This window comes from Paraburkholderia sp. BL10I2N1, from assembly GCF_004361815.1.
GTDB lineage: Bacteria > Pseudomonadota > Gammaproteobacteria > Burkholderiales > Burkholderiaceae > Paraburkholderia.
The window spans coordinates 285,871-304,853 of record NZ_SNWA01000001.1 but is presented as its reverse complement, the minus strand read 5'-3'; the positions used below and the strand labels follow the sequence as shown (position 1 = coordinate 304,853).

Genomic DNA, 18,983 nt, shown 5'->3' with positions numbered 1-18,983 from the left:
CATGCATTGCGAGCAGTCTAAGTTTGGCTGGACCCATCCGGACTCCCGACGACGGCGCGCGCACCGGCTGAATCGCGCACGTCTATTGTCGTCTACTTTCGAGCCGATCACCCGCGGGCAACATCCACATCAATGGATGGCCGATTAGCGATACGCGCTCGATCTTCGGGTAGTCGACCACGCTGCTGGTGGGGCCGATTTCGAGTTGCCCCGTCATTGCAGCGAGCGAACGCTGACAGCAGCGGATGCTGCTCAAGTTCGACAATCTCATGCCGATAAAGAGCCTGTAATTCCATTCGACAAATCGATTTCATCATTCGGAACACCCAAATGCAGAGACGACTACTCCCGATTCTTATCGTGAGCGCAAGCACAGCTTTCTTCGGCGGATGCGCCGCCACGCTGCAGACCCAAGACAATGCGTCGTCGGGTGAAAGGACCTCAGAAGCCAGCATCGTCGTGCCGCCTGCTTCGACCCATACAGTTGTCCTGCGCATGACCGGATCGAAGGTAGCCACGGCCTCGTCCGACTGGCCGCGGGTGCAGACGGAATGGCGGGAAGCCATGCAAGGTGCCTCGAACCCGGCAGGACTGAGCTTCATCGATGAAACCGCGGGAATGGCAACCCGGAGCGGCGCCGGCACAGTCGTTGATGTCTATGTCGACGACTACCACTTCGTCTCGCAAGGTGCACGGATCGCATTTGGAATCATGACCGGCAATGCCTTCATGCGAGCCAAGGTGACTTTCCGCGATCTGCAGACTGACCAGGTATTCGGGGAACGCTCCTACAACACTAAGTCTTCGGCATGGCAGGGCATCTTCGCACCGACTACCGACAGGCAGACCCGTGCCATCGTGGCAGATGTTGTCAAGCACATTAATCCACGTTAGCGCATCGCGTAACTGCCGGCCTCGAGACAAGCCGGCGTCGTCGACTCGCGAGCTCCTGCCGTTTCCTTGTGCGCGGCACGTGTGCTAGCTGGGGTACACGCCCGGATAGCGGATCAACGATCCGCCGACGCGCTACATCTCATTGCGAGGATCAAGCTCATCCTGCAGCCCTTCTCCGACGAAGTCGAAGCTCGTCACAGCCAACGTGAGCGCGAGGCCGGGTGCAATCGCGAGCTTTTATTTTGGAGCGACACGCGACCCGCTTAGGACCGTTCGTCGACAGCGAACGCAATGACGCCATGCAGCAAGCTTGCGAAGCGGGACAACTTAGCGCGCTCCTGCTGAGCGTTCCACTGCAAGCCGGTTTCGCGCGCGTAGTCAGCCCCCGATTTGCACACACAGACGCACCCTTGCTTGGACGTTAGTTAGGCGCGGCTCCGATGACCGAACCTGCTTCATACCAGCCGTTAATGTCAAACAATGTGGGCGGCCGCTCCGGGTCGCCAACGGTCAGATGCGCATGACGTCAACCCACGGTTCTAGAACCGTCCAAGCGTCTCACGAGTATTCCAAAGCCCCAGATAGGCGTGAGCGGGCGAGACCGACGAGCGATTGTGCATCAGCTGCGGAAAGCGCGCCTCAGTTACCGTGCCGTCGCACTGCCGCTGACCATGCCGTTTGGTCGCCAAGGGCGATTTTATGAACGTTCGCTGCATACACCCATTCGCGGGCTTGGCGCTCAATGAGATCCATGAAAGCAGGGGGGCCGCTGCAGTAAACCTGTGTGTTGGCATGAGTTGGACTCATTGCGTGGGAACTCTTCTGCGCGAATAGATCATCGGACAGGCCGAAATGGTGATAGACCTTACCGTGACTTCGAAGCGCGTCAAATTCTTCTCGAAGAACTGCGCGGTCGGCCGATCGGGCGAAGTTGTGCACCTCGAACCTTTGACCCGCCGATGCAAGCCGCTTCGCGATTCCCGCGATCGATGCGGCGCCTATTCCGCCAGCAAAAAGGATAGATCGCGCACGATCGTCCAAAATTGTCGGCGGGCTTTGGGGGGTGCCGACAAACACTTCGTCTCGTTCATTCAACGGAAACTTGGATAGCAGACTATCCATTCTGCCATCACCTTCTTGTCTCATGCCTACCACGTAACCATCGGACAGGGACGAAACACCGAGCAAAGGATAAATTCTTTGCTTGTCGCCAGCGCTGTTCAGACAGAGAGTGACGCACGACCCATCGTTAAACGGCGGAAGCGCCGATTTGGACGTTGTTCGAAGTTCAACGGCATGGTACCCCTTAGCAATTTGCCATTTCCGGCCCACGATGACGGGAATCAGGTTGTCGCGCATGTCTTCTCCAATAGGACCTGCTTCACAGGTGGAAGTCTAGCCGATACCCTGTAAGGGATGGAGAGGGGAGCCGGGTTGTAGCGAATCCACAGTGATGATCGGGCGTCGAAACCCGCGTGGTTAAAGGCGTTGAGCGATTAGTGCAAGGATGGTATTTCCAGAACGTACTTTCTGATTATCGATTACATCACGTTGACGATACTTGGCATATCAAAGTAAATGCACTTGGGAACGGTATGCCCATCAAGGGTGACAAGGCAATGCTGCTGCTTTCACACCGATCCATGCACGATCGCTAATGCACACGATAAGAAACTTCAACTTTATCTTGTGGGCGGGAGAAGGCACTATCGCTTCCCGTCCGTTTTACAAGGCCTGTCGACCCGCAACGAGGCGTCACGTTCGACCACTGCAGACAGAGCCTTTATGTATTATTTATGCGTCCTGCGAGGAAAGGTAACGTTTTTCCCTTGACGAAGATGGGACATTAAACTGCCATCGCCGATTCCGCGAACATCAATGAGAGGAGTTTTCATGGTTCTATATCACCGCGGCGCAGCAATTCAGCCCTGCGTCACGAAGCATGGCAAAGCCTTTGTAGCGCGTGCATCGATCTTAGCGGAAGACGGTGAAGCTACTTCACTCGGGAATCTCGGAGAGTTCGCGAGTCAAGAATGCGCTTTCGCGTTTGCCGCGCGCAGTGCCACTGCATTCGTGGATGGCGAATCCCTGCCGCGCTCACCTTTTGAACTAGCTCAGGCCGCGTAGCAGCCGCGTAACGTGGCAGCAAGATCACATCCCTCGCCGATGGCGCAGTGAATGCGGAAGTCGAACTCACCACCGTCGGCGGCGACAAGGTCGTCGCCATCGTCATCGGGGGCAGTTGCTCTCGATAGCATGTCGATGCCCGCCGGCTGGGCTTAACTTCACTGTCGGGAATCTCTCCTTCATCGGAAAATGGGAGCTGTCAATGAATGAAGAAGTCTTCAACCTCAGCATACGCAAGTTCTTAAAAATGGTTGGCGTCAATTCGCAGCGCGAGATCGAGCACGCGGTAGCCAAGGCCCTTGCTGACGGCACCATCGCAGGTACGGAATCGTTTCCCGCAAAAGTAACGCTGGAAGTTGCAGGGCTCAAGCTGAAAGTGGAGTTTGATGGCGAAATCTCGCTCCAGTAAGTGCGAGATGACGTTTTCTGCACGGCAGCCGCGACGACTATCGGCAACGGTTCGCGACGGTTTTTCGACCAATGTGCCTTCGGCGACGTCAACCACGACGGATCGCTGTCGCCAAAGGCAGGCACCGGGCCATCTACGGCCCCTTCGACCATGCTCTCGTTCGGGCATTCGAACGTCGGCTTTACCCTAAAAGCCGCCGTTGAGCCGGTGCCGGGTCCAACGTCTGGAGTGGGTCGATTGCTGCCGGATGCAGCCGGATCGATGATGGTCGCATCGCCCGTTCAGCATCGGACCGTGTTCGGCCATAACCGGCCGTTCGACGTCCGAGGCAAAATCGTCGACAATCGTCCAAGTGCAGTGGTCGCATCGCCGCGCCACTAGGTATGCCGAGGTCGACTTTTTGCCCGGCGGCTCGAAACAAACCTAATCGACATGGCAATCGAACTGAAAGCGCATACAAGGCTGAGCCACGAGAGAAACCGTCATGACCGACCCGTTTACAGAGGGGCTAGAAATGCCGCCACTACCCCCCCATGAACAGCAGAAATTGGATGAGTTCTCGTTGCTGTACGCAACCGGCGCCGATGCCTACAAGCATACGAACTTCAGTTTTATTGCGATTAATGGGTCGGACGGCCTTGAGCTTGCTCAAGGCCACATCTATCATCCAGTTGGAAATCAATCGCTGCCGGAACTCACGGTCAGAACACCGTCCATATGCGGTTGTTCGATACCCCTATCCAAACTCGGAATTGACTATCTGAGTCTGGTCACAGCATTGAGAGGTGACGGCATTGAGACGCCCATTGGCTGCCTACGATTTGGGCGCTACGCGCAACCTCACAGCAGTTTTTCGACATATCTTGAGAAGTTTCCGCCGAATTTCTATACACCCATCGTTCATCCACTGCGGCTGTCGATATCGACTGGCTCACACGTTTTCCAGAATCGTCTAACAGAATTCCAGAGCGATCTTCGCTCAGGAGCGATGCCATACGACTCAATCGTTGAGTTGGCGGGCGAATTGCATTTGTACCCTTTGAGGTGGGACGTTTGCTCTCTTGATGTCACGGCTGAAGGAGTCGTCGCGGTAGATCTGGGTCCACGCGCACGCATACAGAACGGTGTTGCCCATTTGGCTATTCGTGTTGCTAAGGACGTGGATCGTACGCAAGCAAGGCTCGGTTATCGAGTGCAAGCCCCAGATGCGAAAGCAACAGAGCGAGGAGCGTTCAATTCGAGCGAATTAACATGGTCAGATGATGGGGAGTATGTGACCGTAGGCTCCGTCGACATCGAAGTGCCAAAGGGATCGGTCATTCAGGGATTTGCGTCGTATAAAGGTCGTTGGATGCACCAGGGCTGGATTACCGACCCCGACAATGCGGCGAACGTTCGCCGGTCGATGCATGAGGTATTCGATCCCGAGCTCGAGGGAACAAAGAAATCTTTATTTGATGCAAAGTCACACAAACAAGATGCTCGAGTGCTTGAAGCGGGTGTTGGCAACCTGATGTTCATGTACGGCTTCGCCGTCAATCCGCTCTCAAGCCATTTCACAACCGACGCTGCCGACCTACTTGCCGTAAGTCCGAATGGCAACATTGCGGTTATCGAGTGCACAACCGGAGCGATCAATAACAATGGAAAGTTATCCAAGTTACTTGCCCGAGCGGTGGCTCTACTAGAAAAGCTAAAGCAGACAGGCAATCCCCATCTGAAGGTTCTGCCAGTCGTCGTTACAACAATGAAGCGCGAGGCTCTGACGGATGAAGAAATAGCATCTAGCAAGGGAATTTATGTTGCTACCTACGAAGACCTTGAACGTTTAGCGAACGAATCTATCATTCCCAGAAACGCCGACCAAGCATTCGAGTCGCTGTGGTCCTTAGTTCACCCGCCTCAAGAACAGCTATTTCCCCCACAATGACCGCTGCTTGAGGCTTGCGAAGCCTCTTGAGGAGAACAGGGGCTTCGGGCGTGACCGCCGTGATGAAAAGTGTAGCAACGGCGAACGTCCGTTTCGGGAAAACGCGAGAGACCGCTTCACGCCCTGAGGCGGTCAGTCAAGGTTTTTCCGAGGGCATGCGTGCCCGCTTGATCTCGTCGCTCTGCAGGTAAATCGAAGTCGTCGCAATTGACCATGGCGCAGGCTCGTTGCCGTCGCAAATCACCGGATGACGCGGACACGTGGTGGCAAACCGACACGGGTGGTTTCTTGGGCGCACGGGCCAGCGTTGCATAACATGAAATCCGCCAATGCCGGCCCGGGGATTCCCAGCATTCCAGTGTGTCGCTTACGCTGAGGGCCGCGGGCTTTGCTCGCGTGCCGGTGGTGAAGTAGTTTTTTTGTTGAGATGCGACAGGCGGGAGGGACTGCCATGGAACTAAGCGTGGAACGTGTCGATGTTTGGGCAGCTACCATCGAGGGCAAACGGGGCGGGCTTGCGCAAGTATTAAGCGCTTTGCGGGGTGCTGGCGTAGGCCTGCCGTTCGTCGTCGCACGGCGCACGCCGGAAGCACTGGGCAAGGGGGCGTGTTTGTCGCACCGCTGCAGGGGGACAAGGAGATCCAGGCCGCCACACAGGTGGGGTTCAACGTCACCCCGAGCCTTCACTCCGTTCGTGTAATGGGTGTGGACCTACTGGGGATCATCGCGCAATTGACCCAGATGCTGGCAGATGAGGGGATCAACCTCCGCGGCGTTTCGGCCGCTTTACAGGCACACAGTTCATCGCTTATCTCGCGGTCGACGTGGACGATGCCGAAAAGGCAATGGACATTCTACAGAGGGCCTGAAGCGCCCGTGCCGGACGGCGAACTGGCTTGGTTCTTCCTATCGAGCACTTTGACTGCTTAAAAGCAGACTGGTCGAGTTCGTCTTATGGGTGGCGATACACTAGCCGCTTGCCACCGACCTTTCAACTAGCGAGAACGGTTGGAACACGTAAGGGGATGGCTACACTATCCCAAGCTAACTGGGAGGCGCGATGGCACTACTTCCGCCGACGGTGGGGGAGCGACTGGCTCGCTGCGGCACGAGTGTAGCCGTCTGGGGCATCGTACCCGGCGCGAGTGTTGAGCTTCGCGTCGACGGGACCACCGTTCAGACGCAGACGGTCAATGACTCCTGGATAGTCTTCACGTTAGCAAGCGAACTCGCCGCGAATCAAAGCGTGAGCGCGCGTCAAACGTTGGCGCCCGACCCAACGAGCAACGATTCGCCCGCGGTTGTGGTTGGCGACGTACAGATCCCGCCGCCCCCCCCGCGCCTTACGCCTGACATCTTTAGCTGCGCCAACTGCGTGTATGTCGACGGGTTGGCACCGGGCGCAACGGTCACGCTTTTGACCGGCGGCGTGGACGGTACGCGCACGCTGGGCAGCGCGGTCGCTGATGGCGACGGTACGGCCTGCTTCAGCCCGAGCGATCTGTCCGCCGACCAGGTGTTCGGTACCGCTACCGTTTGCGCGAGCACGAGCGTATTCTCGCCACCCAGCAACGTGATTGCGGCGCCGGCGTCACTGCCGGCGCCGAACCTGTCCGCGCCGATCTTCGGCTGCCAGACATTCGTCGATATGGACGGCCTCACGCAGGGGGCCACTGTCGAGGTATTCGATAGCGGTGTATCGCTCGGCACGTTCTGCTCGTGCTGGGGTGCGGTCCACTGCAATGTCGGAACAGCACTCGCCACGGGGCACGCGATCACCGCCAAACAGTCGATGATGGCGCGCGCGGGTTGCACCACGGACGGCGCAATGTCGTCAGCAGTTACTGTGATCGCGCCAGACGCGCGCATCAAGCCAGTGCTCGAACCGGTGCTGTACGATGGCGACCAGCTCGTCCGCGTCGACAACCAGATCGGCGGCGGCGTCATTACGCTTTACGCACGGGCGAACGCGAGCGCGCCGGAGAACGAGCTTGGACGCGCGGGCGCGTCGCAATTCGACATAATCGCGCTCAATGCACCGCTTACCGTTGGCCAGATCGTACGCGCGAAGCAGTCGCTGTGCGGACATGACGAGTTCTCCGATCCACAGACTGTGCAACCGCGGCCTGTGTCGATCGCAGCGCCAGTCGTGCGCGCTCCGCTCTACGACTGCGGCACGCTTGTGCCCGTCGACGGAGTACTGCCGGGCGCTCAGGTCCGAGTGTTCCAGAGCGGGTTTCCCGTCGGCTTCGCATTGGCCGGCGGCTCGACGGTCACAGTGCATGTCGGGCCGGCGCTGCAGAACGGCAATGACATTACTGCGTCGCAGAGGGTGGGAGGTGTCGACGGGCCGCTCTCGGCGGCGGTCACCGTCGGCTCGCTGGCGTCCTTGCCGGCGCCGCAGGTGCTCGCTCCGGTGCGCATTGGAGATCGCAGTGCGAACGTCGCCGGCGCGGTGCCAGGCGCGTACGTCGAGGTGCTGGACGGCACCCAGCTCGTTGGCACTGCCAGTGCCGAGGGTGGCGTAGTCACCGTTCCGCTCGCGCAGGCGATCACGGCGGCGTCACAGCTCCACGCTCGTCAAACGCTGTGCGCTCAGACAAGCCCGACCTCGACGGGCGATCCGTCGCCAATCGGCGATCCGTCGCAGCAAGGACCGTTCACTCCGTCTGCGCCAGGCGACGTGCCGACGTTTACGCTCAACGTTCCGGCGACGCCCGACGGCCCGTCCGCGACACTCACGCTCGGCGGCGAGCTGACCTATCCGCAGGCGCCCGGCAATCCGGGCGCAGTCGATCCGGGCGGCGCGCCATATCCGCTCGTGGTGATCGCGCACGGCATGCACGACTCGTCAGTGCCGAGCTATCAGGGCTATCGCTACCTCACAAGCCAGCTTGCCAGCCTCGGGATGATCTGTTTCAGCATCGATCTCAACTCGGTCAACGCGATTGAAAGCGGCACCAACATCGATCACCGCGGTGACGCGATCCTCGCGGCCGTGAGCATGCTGCTGCAGCGCAACGGCGCTGCGGGCGATCTGCTCCAGAACATGATCGATCCGGCGCGCATCGGCCTCATCGGTCACTCCCGTGGCGCCGAGGGTGTCGTCGATGCGCAGGTCAAGAACGTTCAGCGCGGCACGCCGTTTCAGATCCGCTGCGTGGTGCCGATCGCGCCGACCAACTTCCTCTCGCTTGACTTCACGGGGTCGTCGCTCTTCATCGTCTATGGGGCGTTCGACAACGACGTGTCGGGCGCGTCGGTAGTGGTCAATCCGTTCTTTATCTATGACCATGCGCAGTGCCCGAAGGCGATGATCTTCATTCACCGCGCACGCCATAACGGCTTCAACACGGTATGGGTGGCAACCGATAACGAGACGGTGCTACCGGGGACGCTCTCACCCGATGAGCACCAGGCGATCCTGAAAGGCTACGTGAGTGCGTATTTTCAGGACCTCCTGCTCGCGAGTCCTGGCTACGAGGTCTACGTCTCGGGGCCGTCGCGGCCACCGGGGCTGGAAACATACTCAATTCACCATCAGTACCAGCTCGTGAACCGACTCGTGGTTGACAACTTCGGTGACGCGGACGCGCAACTCGGTCTGGCCGCAGAGACGCCGCTGCGCCGCGACCTCAACAGGCTCGCGCAGCCCGTAGCCTACAGCGACACTAGCACGAGCGCCTGGGCAAATCAGTCGTCGCAGGCGCTATCGCAGAATCCACACGACTCGGACATGACCGAGCTCGTCTGGAGCGTACCGCAGATATACTCTTCGGAGGTCGATAGCCGCGACGTGCGCGCGTTCACCTTTTTGTCGCTCAGGCTTGGGCAGCAGTATCAAAGCGGCGCCGTCCTCAACCCCGCGAATCAGCCACAAGACCTGTTGGTCACGTTGCTCACGTCGGGTGGAGCGGCAACCGTGCGCATCGGGACGATCACGGATGTTCCGTTTCCCGATCAGCGCCCCGGCCAGGACTGGATCACCAAGGCAGCGCTCAAGACAGTGCGCGTTCCACTCGCCGCGTTTGCCGGCATCAACCCGGCGTTGCGCCTCGGCGCGGTGACTGGCGTGCGGCTTAACTTCGGCGTGACGCCGCTCGGCGCGATCAGCGGCGACGACGTGGAGTTCACGGTTTAATGAGGGGAGGCAACGTGAGGACTGCACCCAACTTCAATGTCCCGCCGGGCGTGAACATTAGCGGCTACCCGGCGCCACGCATCGATCACGTCACGCATCGCCGTATCACCGTCGACACTTCATTCGGTCCGCGTCAAGCCACCGAAGTGACGATCCATGGCGCGCACTTCGCGATCCGCGCGGTCTCGCCCGAGGTGCGCGTCAATGGGCTCGAGCTTGTGAGCTTTCGGATCGACAACAATACAAAGTCAATCACGGGTTACCTTTTCGAGGATCTGCACGCGATTCATCATGTTCTCATCGACTACGGGCTGGGCGCGCGCGGCGAGTGGTGGCCGCATGGTGGGGCCGCCCCGGGCAAGAGGCTCAGGTTCGCGCTGATCGGCTTGCTGATCGTCATTCTGCTTGCGCTAGTGTTTCTCGCCCTGAGAATCGTTCCGCTCGCCTGGGCGGGAATGATCGTCGCAGCCGCCATCGCGGTGTTCCTTGTATGGACCTACCGCATTTAAATGTCCGTGGATCAAGGCAAAGCTTGTTGGGTAGCAGCTGCGCCACCGCCCCTAAAAGGTAGGGTCAGCTGGCGTGCACGGTAGGCACCGGTGGTAATTCGCTGCCGACCAGTCGTCTGCTGTACCTCTTATCCCACTATCTCGGCAGCGATCACCGTGTACGCCTGTCCATCAAGTTGATGGACGCGATACTCCTTCCTCTCGCTACGCACGTTCAAGATGCCTTGGCCGGGAGCTTACACTTTGACGGGATTTGTGGTCACTGCGAGGCGGCTCGACCGAACGCGCAGCGGTACTTGCCCAAACTTTTGCCGCAAAGCGAATCGAGGGGAACGTCTCAGTGCGGCCAGGAGCAGCCGATCGACATCGACGCCTAGATCGTTAATCGATGCTCAAATCTCGAAGCTTGCGGGAACGTAGGCGACAAAAACCGCGTCGCCGGGGGGGCGACGCGGGATATTAAGGGATGGCATACTTCGACTCACTGCGCCTTGAGATATCCCACATAATAGACGCCGATAGTGTTTCCGCCGGGATCCCTAATCGGTTCATAGCCCGTCACGTAAGGCTTACCGAGGATGTCGGCTTCGCCATAGTAGGCACTGCCGTTGCGGATGGCCGCGATGGCCTTACCCTTTGGGTCGAGAACGGTGCCAATAGCCCGCGACCCGTCGTCTTTCTGCACGTTCGTCGCCACACGGACGAAGTCATCGCCGCTCTTCACGAATAACGTCGCAGTTCCGCCAATCTCCTGTTTCACTTCATCGACCACGGCGAAGTTGTTATTGATCTTGGTCGTGCCAAAGTACAACGCCGGGACAGGTTTTCCCGCAACAGCATCCTCTCCCTTGATTCCTGGTGCACCCAACTTGGCGGTTTTTGCCTTCAGCATGCTCATGGCCTGCTTTACGTTCTCCGTAGGCTGCGCATGGCTCATGACGGGGAGAAATATCGACAATGCTATTCCATACACTCCAAGGACAACCCAACGCGGAATGAAACTCATTCCTTTTTTGTTAGGCATCATGTTATCCACTGATCAATATTGCCGATTAGGTAGGGCGACAATGTCCCCATGATGGGCCGATCACCCATCCTTTCATTTTCATTTTAGGTCGCAGCGAATCGCCAGTAAGCAATTCTTGCCAAAGGGCGGCGTTCGCCGAGTTGTTGATGCACGAACAGTTTGCCTCCCTCTGTCGGTGTGCGAGGCTCAGACCTTGGTTTCGTTCGTTAAGCCGCCTTTCTTCGCCGAGTGTCAGCTTAAGAGAACGACAACCGGCTGCTTCGGGTCGCCTTCAGCCGATCGGCGTCCGGCAGAGGTCGGCCAGACAGCGGACGTTGGCAGATCGGCGATGATCCGCGAGAAAGCGGATAAGCCGACAAGACTGTTTCCGCGCGAGAGGCGCTGGGTAGCCACGGCTTGCCACACTCTGTCGGGAAAGAGGCCCGCCGGCGACCGAGTCCTGAGTAGTCGGACCACGCGCAGCCGCCCCATGACGATTACGCCTCGCGACGAGGGGCCGATCCCTCCCTGCGCTCCGCGGCAGGTGAAACGCCCGTCTGCTTTTTCATCCAATGGGCGATCACGGAGTGCGCTCGCGGATCGTCATACAGGGAGCTGTGCATGAGGCCTCGAAACCCTCGGGGCGTGCTCTCGGGGTCCAGTTGGACCGTCATCCACACGCCGGGAGGCGTTGGCTCGGCGGAAACGATCCACAGGAAATGACGCAGGGCAAGCGACGACCCGAACGACATCGCGAAGACGGAAAGCAAGAGCAGTACCGGGCCGGCCAAGAGCATCGAAAGCCACCATAACGGCGCCAACACGGCGATCGCGAGTACCTTGCGCCAAGCGAACGGAAGGTTAAGAACGAAAGACGCGACGAGGACAGCGGTTGCTTGGTTTCTGGTGACCCAGGGCGGATTGATCGGCAGCAGGCTAAGCACGCAAAGAACGATGCCAAGCACGAAGAGACCCATGACGCTTAGACCGTGGACGCGCCGCGGCCACGAGTAGCGGGTCTGACGTGCCCTGTCGGCCTCGTCCTGTTCCAGTGCACGCATCCACAGCGGCGCACCCACTGACGTGAGCGCCCAGAATCTCGCCACTAACGATGAGGCAAGGGTCGCCGCGCCCAGGGCGGCCGATGCCTCATCGGCAGCGGCCCGCAAGATGAGCATGCGATGCGGATCCATTTCTGGGAGCACCCAGCGCGGTTTGTCGTTGTCCGCCAAGGTAGCCGCGGCCTTCATGAAGATATAGATCGTAGGGATGGCCGCCACGACTACGCATGCCATGAGGAAGGAGCTCCCCACCCGGTTGCGCAGCATGAGATAGAGCAGATTCGCGAAGAGCAGGACGATTCCGGCGGCGGCGCTCACGATGCGGGCCGCACCGAGATGTCGAGGCCATGCCTGCAGAAACGGGGTAGACAGGCAGACAATCCCCGCGACAGGCTTAGACAGCCTGCCGTTCGCTGCCGCAAGCAGGGCGACATTCCCGCCGTGGCTATGCGCCACGACGAACTGACGACTGTCCGGCTCTGCGCGGCCGATGGCTTCGAGGTGGTCGCACAAGCGCTTTGCGGCGTCGTCGCGGGCCTCAAACGAATTGCGGCCCGACCAATCGAATGGCGCGATCCGAACCGCCCCGCCCAGATGCGCAGTCAGATATTGGCTGAGCGGCGAATCGGGCTGGGCCCAGGCCGCCTGCCTGGCAAAAGTGCCGTGGACAGTCGTGATGACGGTCGTCATCGTCTCGCTCCCCCATTCGTGCACCGGTCGACATCACCGCCTTACAGCTCGCCCCGGTCACCAACACAGCACTCCACGCCTGTCATGGAAAGCCCGCCGCAAGAACGTTCGCATCGAAGCTCCGGTGCAAAGACGCGGACGCCTCAATTGAAAGGGATCGCGTGCGCAGGTGGTTCCGATGATTCTCGCGCCCAAGCCTGCTGCGCGCTAGCCCCCGACGACGAGTAGCCGTGACGGGCAGCTTTCGGAAGCCGCGGACGGCGGCTATGGGTCGGCAAGGGTCGGACGCGGGTCGATCCCGGGCGAGGCATTTGATCCATTCGGCATCGGGCCGTGTCCGGCCATCTCCGGCCGTTGGCCGGCGCCTTCACACGGACGTTTGGACGTCTGCTCCACCCAGGAAACGGACTTTCCCCCGCCGAACATGTTCGGCGCGTCGCGATGGCGATGGCGATGGCGATGGCGATGGCGATGGCGATGGCGATGGCGATGGCGATGGCACACGACTATAGCCTCAAGCGATGGGAGGCGCTTACGCACTATCTGGTCGCGTCCGGTACGTAGAAAGTCGCAGGCGCGAACAACCGCAATGCGCCAAATCGATGCTTGTCGCGACATCACGGACATCTGTCGCCTTCTGCCATCAGTGCCACACCAGGCTCGACGCCGGCAGAGAGGCCGATACCGCGGTGCCGTCAGCGTCTCGCTAAAAAGCCCACCGGATCATTTTGTTACACCTCTTACCGAGGTGGAACCGACGAGTTACAACAGCCTTTCGGAGGGCCGGTTATACTCGGCGCCGTCCCAAAAACGAAAGCCTTTTTATGTCGAAGAGAATCATCCAGATTGTTGCCATTGCAGCGCTCACCGCTGCGGCGTCGTTGCCGGCAGTGGCCGGCGATATGAACAACGCTCTTGGCGGCGCGCTCGGCGGCGTGGCCGGTGCTGCCGTTGGTGGCGCAGTAGGCGGCAGCACGGGTGCCGTCATTGGCGGTGCAGTCGGCGGCGGTGCCGGCGGCGCAGTCACGTCAAACCGCAGGGAGCGCACAGGCGCCATCGTCGGCGGCGCGCTCGGCGGCGGCGCCGGCACGGCGGCAGGCAATGCCATGGGCGGCCGCGCCGGAGGCCTCGTCGGCGCGGCCGTGGGCGGCGGCGCGGGTTCAGCGCTTGGCGGCAACATCTCGCGGTCCAACTCGTACGCGGACGACTATGCCCGCGGCTACCGACCGGGCAAGCGCCATCACAAACATCACCAATATGACTAAACAGTGAGTAAAAAAAGCGGCGTGGTTCAATTAAAGGTTAAGCTCGAAACGCCGAATACCTTTTGCAGCGCTGCACTGGCGATTTTCCTGTAATCCAGAATCGGCGCTTGATGAACCACGCCAAGCTCTTCAATCCCCATAGCAGCGCAAGACTCCGACCACAATGGAGTACTCCGCGATTTCCTCCATCGCGCCTTGTCTGACGCCCGCCCGCACCACGTCGTACTGACAGACATGTAGACGGGGCCAGGCATCGAACGATCCTTAGCGATGGCTGCCAGACACGTCGTGCCGAAGCGGACATTCGCAATCATGTGGAGTGGTGGTGGCGCGAATTTCTCTTCTGGCCGAAGGGGACCTGCCGACCGGGACGAATGCACGGATGACCGCTGGACCCTCAGGAGCTGCCATTGAGGTAGCACGGGGTTCAACGGCCGGAGTGGGTCGACAAGAGTCAGTTGTGTTGGCTTACCGTGGCTGCCGGGCGCTTGGGCACGGGGGACCGCGGCGCGACGCAGTGGCTACAGATACACGACAAGAAGTAATAGCGATCAAGGGGCAGCGCCCCTCATCGAAACTAGCCTGGAAAGGCGCAAATCACTTCATAAACATCTGAGCGCCAGCGCGGCGAGCGCCCGCGTCAGTCCGCGGTTCCCGAGCCGGTGCTGCCTATGATGCACCGCTAAGACAGGTAGCAACGACGACGAACGCGGAATTGCAACGAAACAATGGCATCTGTGTCCCCCATGCGGCGGGCCGCTTTTCTTTTCCGCATTTCGCGCCCATGAGGATCGGAGAACGGCTCCGCGTGGCGCCGCCACTTTTCACCCCCGCTGTTTGCTTTTGTCCCAGCCGCGCTCTATTCCTCAACCAGTAGCGTTGGCTGCACGTCACTCAGCGTGAGCGGTGGCTTAGTGCACATAAAGGGAGGCTTCCCTGTAGGTCTCGGCTTCCCTGTAGGTCTCGGCTTCCCGTTCGATCTCTCTTCGTACCAGGGTGGCGTACAGCCCGCGATATTGAGGTGTCACGGAATGGTAGCTGCCCACGGCCTTCCACGTATTGCCGTAGCGATCCATCTTCCCGCGCAACAGCCAGGCCGCCGTGTAGATGTTCTTACACACGTTCATGAGGTCGCGCCGGTGAATCCCACGCCGGTTTAGCTCCGGCAAATGGATTGAATTGATCTGCATGAGACCCATGTCCACCGTCCCATTCTTATTACGGCTGATCGCATGCGGATTGTTCTGGCTTTCAACCTGCGCAATGGCGCGCAGGATGGCTGGATTCACATGCTGGTATTTGGCAGCGATGTCAAAACAATCAGCACGACAGGTCAGGGCAGTGCACCCTAGCACTACTACAATCAGCATACCTAATAGAAAGCGTGTACTCATCTTGGCAGGGTCCGGCGTGACATGGCGCTATCCGTTGGACTGAGACCCGCTCCAGCGGGCAGCGCTGGGCTGAAAGACCACCCTGTAATAGTTAGTCCTCGTCCTCCAGCGGGTCGCCGCGTACCGGTGCAATCAATGGCTTCGACATGTCGATACCCAGGAGCGTCATCGCCTCTGTCAGCCTGTCGATTTCCCGCTCAAATTCCATCTGCCACTCCTCGCCCTCTGAACGGACCATGAGCCCGTTGTGGATGACGAGGGCGTACTGGGCGTGATGCACTGCGTCGACCACCTTGGCGTCGCGCTCGGCTTGTTCGATGAACGTTCCGGGTTTCATGGCCGATCCCTTCTGAAAAGCCACATCGCAGCAGACTTGATGCTTGCACGATCGGATCGATGCTACCTCAGCGGCGGCAATAGTTCACTGGTGAAAGCGAGGGTGGAAACGGAAACCGCCACGGCCCAGAAACCGCATCGTTGCTCCCCGGACCGCTAACCGCACAGAATAGGCCAGCGCGGACGGCACCTTTCTCACCCGCGAATTGCCCTGTCATCGAATCGACACACTACTGCCATCGTCCCTGAAGAATTCCGTGTGAATGGTGTGAGGTATGAGCTTCGGACGCTCATAAGACGAACGGCGCGAGGATCGCGCCGTTCGGGAAAGGGGAAGGAATTCGCCCGGATGCCTTGGCCGGGAGTCGAGGCGGTCCCTTCTGTCACGAACCCGCTTTTCACGGAGGGCACATGGGTACAGCGAACCTGATGTATTGGCTGCTCGCAGCCAACTACTTCTGCGTGAGCTCGGTCTATGCGGTGCTGCCGATGCTGCACCGCTAAGCCAGGGAGCAACGGCGACGAACGCAGAATAGCAACGAAACAATAGCATCTGTGTGACGTCTGGCGGCCCCCCATGCGGCGGGCCGCTTTTCATTTCCTCGGCTTCGCTCAGCTCTACCACGCACTTCATCCGCTACCCCGGCATCAATTCGTAGGCAGGCGGGCTGGTGCGGTCGTCGCTCAGAACGAAAAAAAGCCCGCTCAGAAAGGCGGGCGGGTGTCAAGAAACGCACAATGGCATCGCCAGTCTAGCGATGCTCGATGTTGCTTTTGTTGCGCCTTCCGCAGTCCGTCGATGGTCAGGCCATGCTCGTTCCAGGGGCAGCGCAGCAAATCCCCGTGCGATCAGGGGCTTGGGCGCGTTACTACAAAGTTGTCCACAGGTTCATCCACCTTTTCGGTGCATAACCTTCATTCACCCGTCATAAAACGGTAACAAAAACATGACGCTAAGCCGGTCTGGCAATAGTGGACAACTTCAGCCTGTGGTGATGAGAGAGAAACTTTGGCCTCCGGGTGCCGTTCGCGCCGTCGAGATGCGGAGACCAGCTCGTGACCAGTGCGGCCAATGTGCTGCCCGCGCCGCTGATAGCCTGCGCACCGGGCTAGAATCTGTCAGGTCCGGCAACAACCCCCGCACGACTACCTGGAGAATCCTGATGAGCAAGAAGCCTTCGCCTGAGGTCACTAGCGACTCGACAGAGACAACAGAGGCGACACTTGCGTCGCTGGCAGCGCAGATCAGCACTTTCGTTCGCGAAGGGACCCTCGATAGCCGGTTCGCGACAAAGCTGGTCAAGCGACTGAAAAAGGAAGCCGAAGCCATTTCGGAAGGCGGCAAGGCGACGAAGCCAGGGCACAAGGCGCTGGAGAAGGCTTTTGACTCAGTTGATGGAGCGTTGCGCGACCACGAAGCGGGGCTGCTGGTCTTGGCGAATGCGGCCCTCCGCGCTACGGACGAAGCGTCGGAGAAGCGCTAGGAACCAGGTGGAGTTTCTTTTTTCAACAGTTTGCCCATATCTCTCAGCTTAGGCAGCCGGCCTGTATTTCCGTAGTCGCTGGGAAATCAGATGCGAAGGCCTTTCGATCATCCGGTAGAACGCATAACTGATGACGAACGCCAACGACACCTGTACGAGCCACGCGGATGGGGACGTGCCGTCGAATCCGGTCATTTCCAGCATTGCAAGCGCAATCTTGTAGCAAAGATAGAGGCTATACGACCACGCCCCGAACGCAGCCAGTTTGGACCAAACGCCGGCTTTGGACGGCGTGGCTGTCTCCGCCGCGATCCAGATTGCCGCAAGGAACTGAAATAGCGGAAGCGTGATATCGGGCGTAATCTGCGGCACAACTGCCGGCTTGAGATTCGATCTGGACAGCAAAATCATGATTGCCGCCCCGGTCGCGACAACCGTCACTCTCAGCGCAACCAGATGGTTTGCCAGGTAATGAGTGGACCGATCGAGGCCGCGCTTGATCAGCATGGTGAGCGGCGAATACGCGCCACGGACGTGGGACTGCTCCGAGTTGCGCTGGGTTTCCGCGCGATCAGGCAGCCGAAAATCCATCCAGCCGCATACAGTAAAGCCGTGCCCGGAATTCGATACGTCTTGTAGACGCAGTCGTGGCAAACGGGGTGTCCAAACAGACGAACCACTGCCACCATCACGCCGGCCGCAATCGCGCTGCCAACGATCATTTCACCGATGTAGCGAAACCGCCACTCCCCCCGTTTCAAGCGAAACATCGATACAAACCAATATCGGCGGGCATTTCGATGTTTCGAATGAGAAATCGAGTTTCGTATCGAAAGTCGGTGGCGAAACGCTGGAACCCTTGCCAGATAAGGCTTGTTTCGATGTTCGGATAGAAACGGAGAATTGGGCGGAGAAGAAAAATTCGTAACGGGAGATGAAGCGCCATCCGAGGGCTATTTGTCCTCCTCCACCCAATCCCCCGAAAATCCGGTTGCCGACGATGAGAAAAAGAACATCGCGGGAGGTGACCTGTGAACGCCATGGACCTCTGGCACGAATGCCGAAGACAGTCGATGAGGCTGAGTCTGAATGGCGACCGGCTGCATTACGAGGGTCCCGAAAAGGCTATCGAGCGGAAGTTGCCCGCGATGAGGGCTCACCGTGACGATCTGCTGGAATGCGTCAAGGCAGTGTCTGGAACGTTGACCGATCCGGACAGTCGCGCGCCTTACCTACCGTGGGGACAATACCTTGGTGCTGGTGGCGTTCAGCGCTTCCGCGCGAATCTCGTTGGATGCATCGAGCGGCTGGCGGACATGGAAGGCTGGCCGGACGAGCATCGCGACGACGTGCTGGCGCGCGCGATTCGCGGCCCGCTTGCCGACTTGCTGCCGAACCTGCGTCACTTCAACGAGCGCCTTACGGAGGTTACGGCCGAAGAGGCGGCGCGAGAGAAGATTCGAATGCGCTCATGGAGGTTCGACAGATAGGCGACGAAAAGCGGGTCGAGCCTGTTGACGTCGGTCAGACGTCTCAGCGAGGGGCAACAGCCATAGGGTTCGGCTGTTGCTCCTCTTTCATATGCGAATGAATTCAACCCGGCTACACCATCACGTCAGGCAGTAGTCGGCCAGAAAGAGCCGGTCGCGATGTCGGCTCGAACGGCCGAAGGTGGCCCGGCTGCTGCCTGTCGCGATCGGCAGCGTCCGACCGTTTATAGGACCCTGAAACAAGAAG

General features: G+C 59.4%; 16 protein-coding genes and 1 pseudogene. 10 read left to right on the top strand and 7 right to left on the bottom strand.

The annotated features are described in order from the left end of the window. Positions 1–82: 82 nt before the first annotated feature. Complete coding sequence (locus tag B0G77_RS43025; protein WP_166656098.1) at positions 83–256, bottom strand: hypothetical protein; 174 nt, start codon at positions 254–256, stop codon at positions 83–85. Between the two features lie 104 nt (positions 257–360). Between B0G77_RS43025 and B0G77_RS01410 the strand changes: the two genes are divergently transcribed. After that, a complete protein-coding gene (locus tag B0G77_RS01410; protein WP_133660527.1) occupies positions 361–894 on the top strand; it encodes a hypothetical protein in 534 nt (177 codons plus the stop codon). Positions 895–1,533: 639 nt separating this feature from the next. On the opposite strand, the gene B0G77_RS01400 is transcribed toward B0G77_RS01410, so the two are convergent. Continuing rightward, entirely contained in the window at positions 1,534–2,253 is a 720-nt protein-coding gene (locus B0G77_RS01400; protein ID WP_133660526.1) for an oxidoreductase, read from the bottom strand. 970 nt (positions 2,254–3,223) lie between these two features. Here B0G77_RS01400 and B0G77_RS01390 point away from each other — a divergent pair. From B0G77_RS01390 to B0G77_RS01370, 5 genes and pseudogenes are all read left to right on the top strand, one after another. After that, positions 3,224–3,430, top strand: a complete 207-nt coding sequence (locus B0G77_RS01390) for a DUF6494 family protein (RefSeq protein ID WP_133660524.1) — start codon at positions 3,224–3,226, stop codon at positions 3,428–3,430. A 484-nt stretch (positions 3,431–3,914) separates the two neighbouring features. Continuing rightward, positions 3,915–5,360, top strand: a complete 1,446-nt coding sequence (locus B0G77_RS01385; protein ID WP_133660523.1) for a hypothetical protein — start codon at positions 3,915–3,917, stop codon at positions 5,358–5,360. Positions 5,361–5,811: 451 nt separating this feature from the next. Then, a pseudogene (locus B0G77_RS45475) lies at positions 5,812–6,229 on the top strand (ACT domain-containing protein). A gap of 191 nt (positions 6,230–6,420) precedes the next feature. Beyond that, the gene (locus tag B0G77_RS01375; RefSeq protein WP_133660522.1) at positions 6,421–9,501 is read left to right on the top strand and encodes a hypothetical protein; all 3,081 of its coding nucleotides are present in this window, start codon (positions 6,421–6,423) and stop codon (positions 9,499–9,501) included. A gap of 14 nt (positions 9,502–9,515) precedes the next feature. Beyond that, entirely contained in the window at positions 9,516–10,010 is a 495-nt protein-coding gene (locus B0G77_RS01370; RefSeq protein WP_133660521.1) for a hypothetical protein, read from the top strand. Positions 10,011–10,491: 481 nt separating this feature from the next. Here B0G77_RS01370 and B0G77_RS01365 read toward each other — a convergent pair whose 3' ends face one another. Then, a complete protein-coding gene (locus B0G77_RS01365; RefSeq protein ID WP_243750886.1) occupies positions 10,492–11,034 on the bottom strand; it encodes a Cache 3/Cache 2 fusion domain-containing protein in 543 nt (180 codons plus the stop codon). A 479-nt stretch (positions 11,035–11,513) separates the two neighbouring features. Then, a complete protein-coding gene (locus tag B0G77_RS01360) occupies positions 11,514–12,767 on the bottom strand; it encodes an alpha/beta hydrolase (RefSeq protein ID WP_133660520.1) in 1,254 nt (417 codons plus the stop codon). Positions 12,768–13,208: 441 nt separating this feature from the next. Here B0G77_RS01360 and B0G77_RS45200 point away from each other — a divergent pair, with 441 nt between their 5' ends. Together B0G77_RS45200 and B0G77_RS01350 are read left to right on the top strand one after the other, a co-directional pair. Further along, entirely contained in the window at positions 13,209–13,331 is a 123-nt protein-coding gene (locus B0G77_RS45200) for a hypothetical protein (RefSeq protein ID WP_279571256.1), read from the top strand. Between the two features lie 260 nt (positions 13,332–13,591). Then, positions 13,592–14,032 (top strand): hypothetical protein, encoded by a 441-nt coding sequence (locus tag B0G77_RS01350; RefSeq protein WP_133660518.1) that lies wholly within the window; start codon positions 13,592–13,594, stop codon positions 14,030–14,032. A gap of 911 nt (positions 14,033–14,943) precedes the next feature. Here the strand turns inward: B0G77_RS01350 and B0G77_RS01345 are convergent. Together B0G77_RS01345 and B0G77_RS01340 are read right to left on the bottom strand one after the other, a co-directional pair. Further along, on the bottom strand, positions 14,944–15,402 hold the full coding sequence (locus B0G77_RS01345; protein WP_243751087.1) for a lytic transglycosylase domain-containing protein: 459 nt from the start codon (positions 15,400–15,402) through the stop codon (positions 14,944–14,946). Between the two features lie 115 nt (positions 15,403–15,517). Further along, positions 15,518–15,763 (bottom strand): hypothetical protein, encoded by a 246-nt coding sequence (locus tag B0G77_RS01340; protein ID WP_133660516.1) that lies wholly within the window; start codon positions 15,761–15,763, stop codon positions 15,518–15,520. Positions 15,764–16,925: 1,162 nt separating this feature from the next. Between B0G77_RS01340 and B0G77_RS01335 the strand changes: the two genes are divergently transcribed. Beyond that, positions 16,926–17,246, top strand: coding sequence for a hypothetical protein (locus B0G77_RS01335; protein WP_133660515.1), 321 nt, complete (start codon positions 16,926–16,928; stop codon positions 17,244–17,246). 48 nt (positions 17,247–17,294) lie between these two features. On the opposite strand, the gene B0G77_RS01330 is transcribed toward B0G77_RS01335, so the two are convergent. After that, a complete protein-coding gene (locus B0G77_RS01330) occupies positions 17,295–17,837 on the bottom strand; it encodes a hypothetical protein (RefSeq protein ID WP_208116379.1) in 543 nt (180 codons plus the stop codon). 482 nt (positions 17,838–18,319) lie between these two features. Here B0G77_RS01330 and B0G77_RS01325 point away from each other — a divergent pair, with 482 nt between their 5' ends. After that, a complete protein-coding gene (locus tag B0G77_RS01325; RefSeq protein WP_133660514.1) occupies positions 18,320–18,736 on the top strand; it encodes a hypothetical protein in 417 nt (138 codons plus the stop codon). The last annotated feature ends 247 nt before the right edge of the window (positions 18,737–18,983 follow it).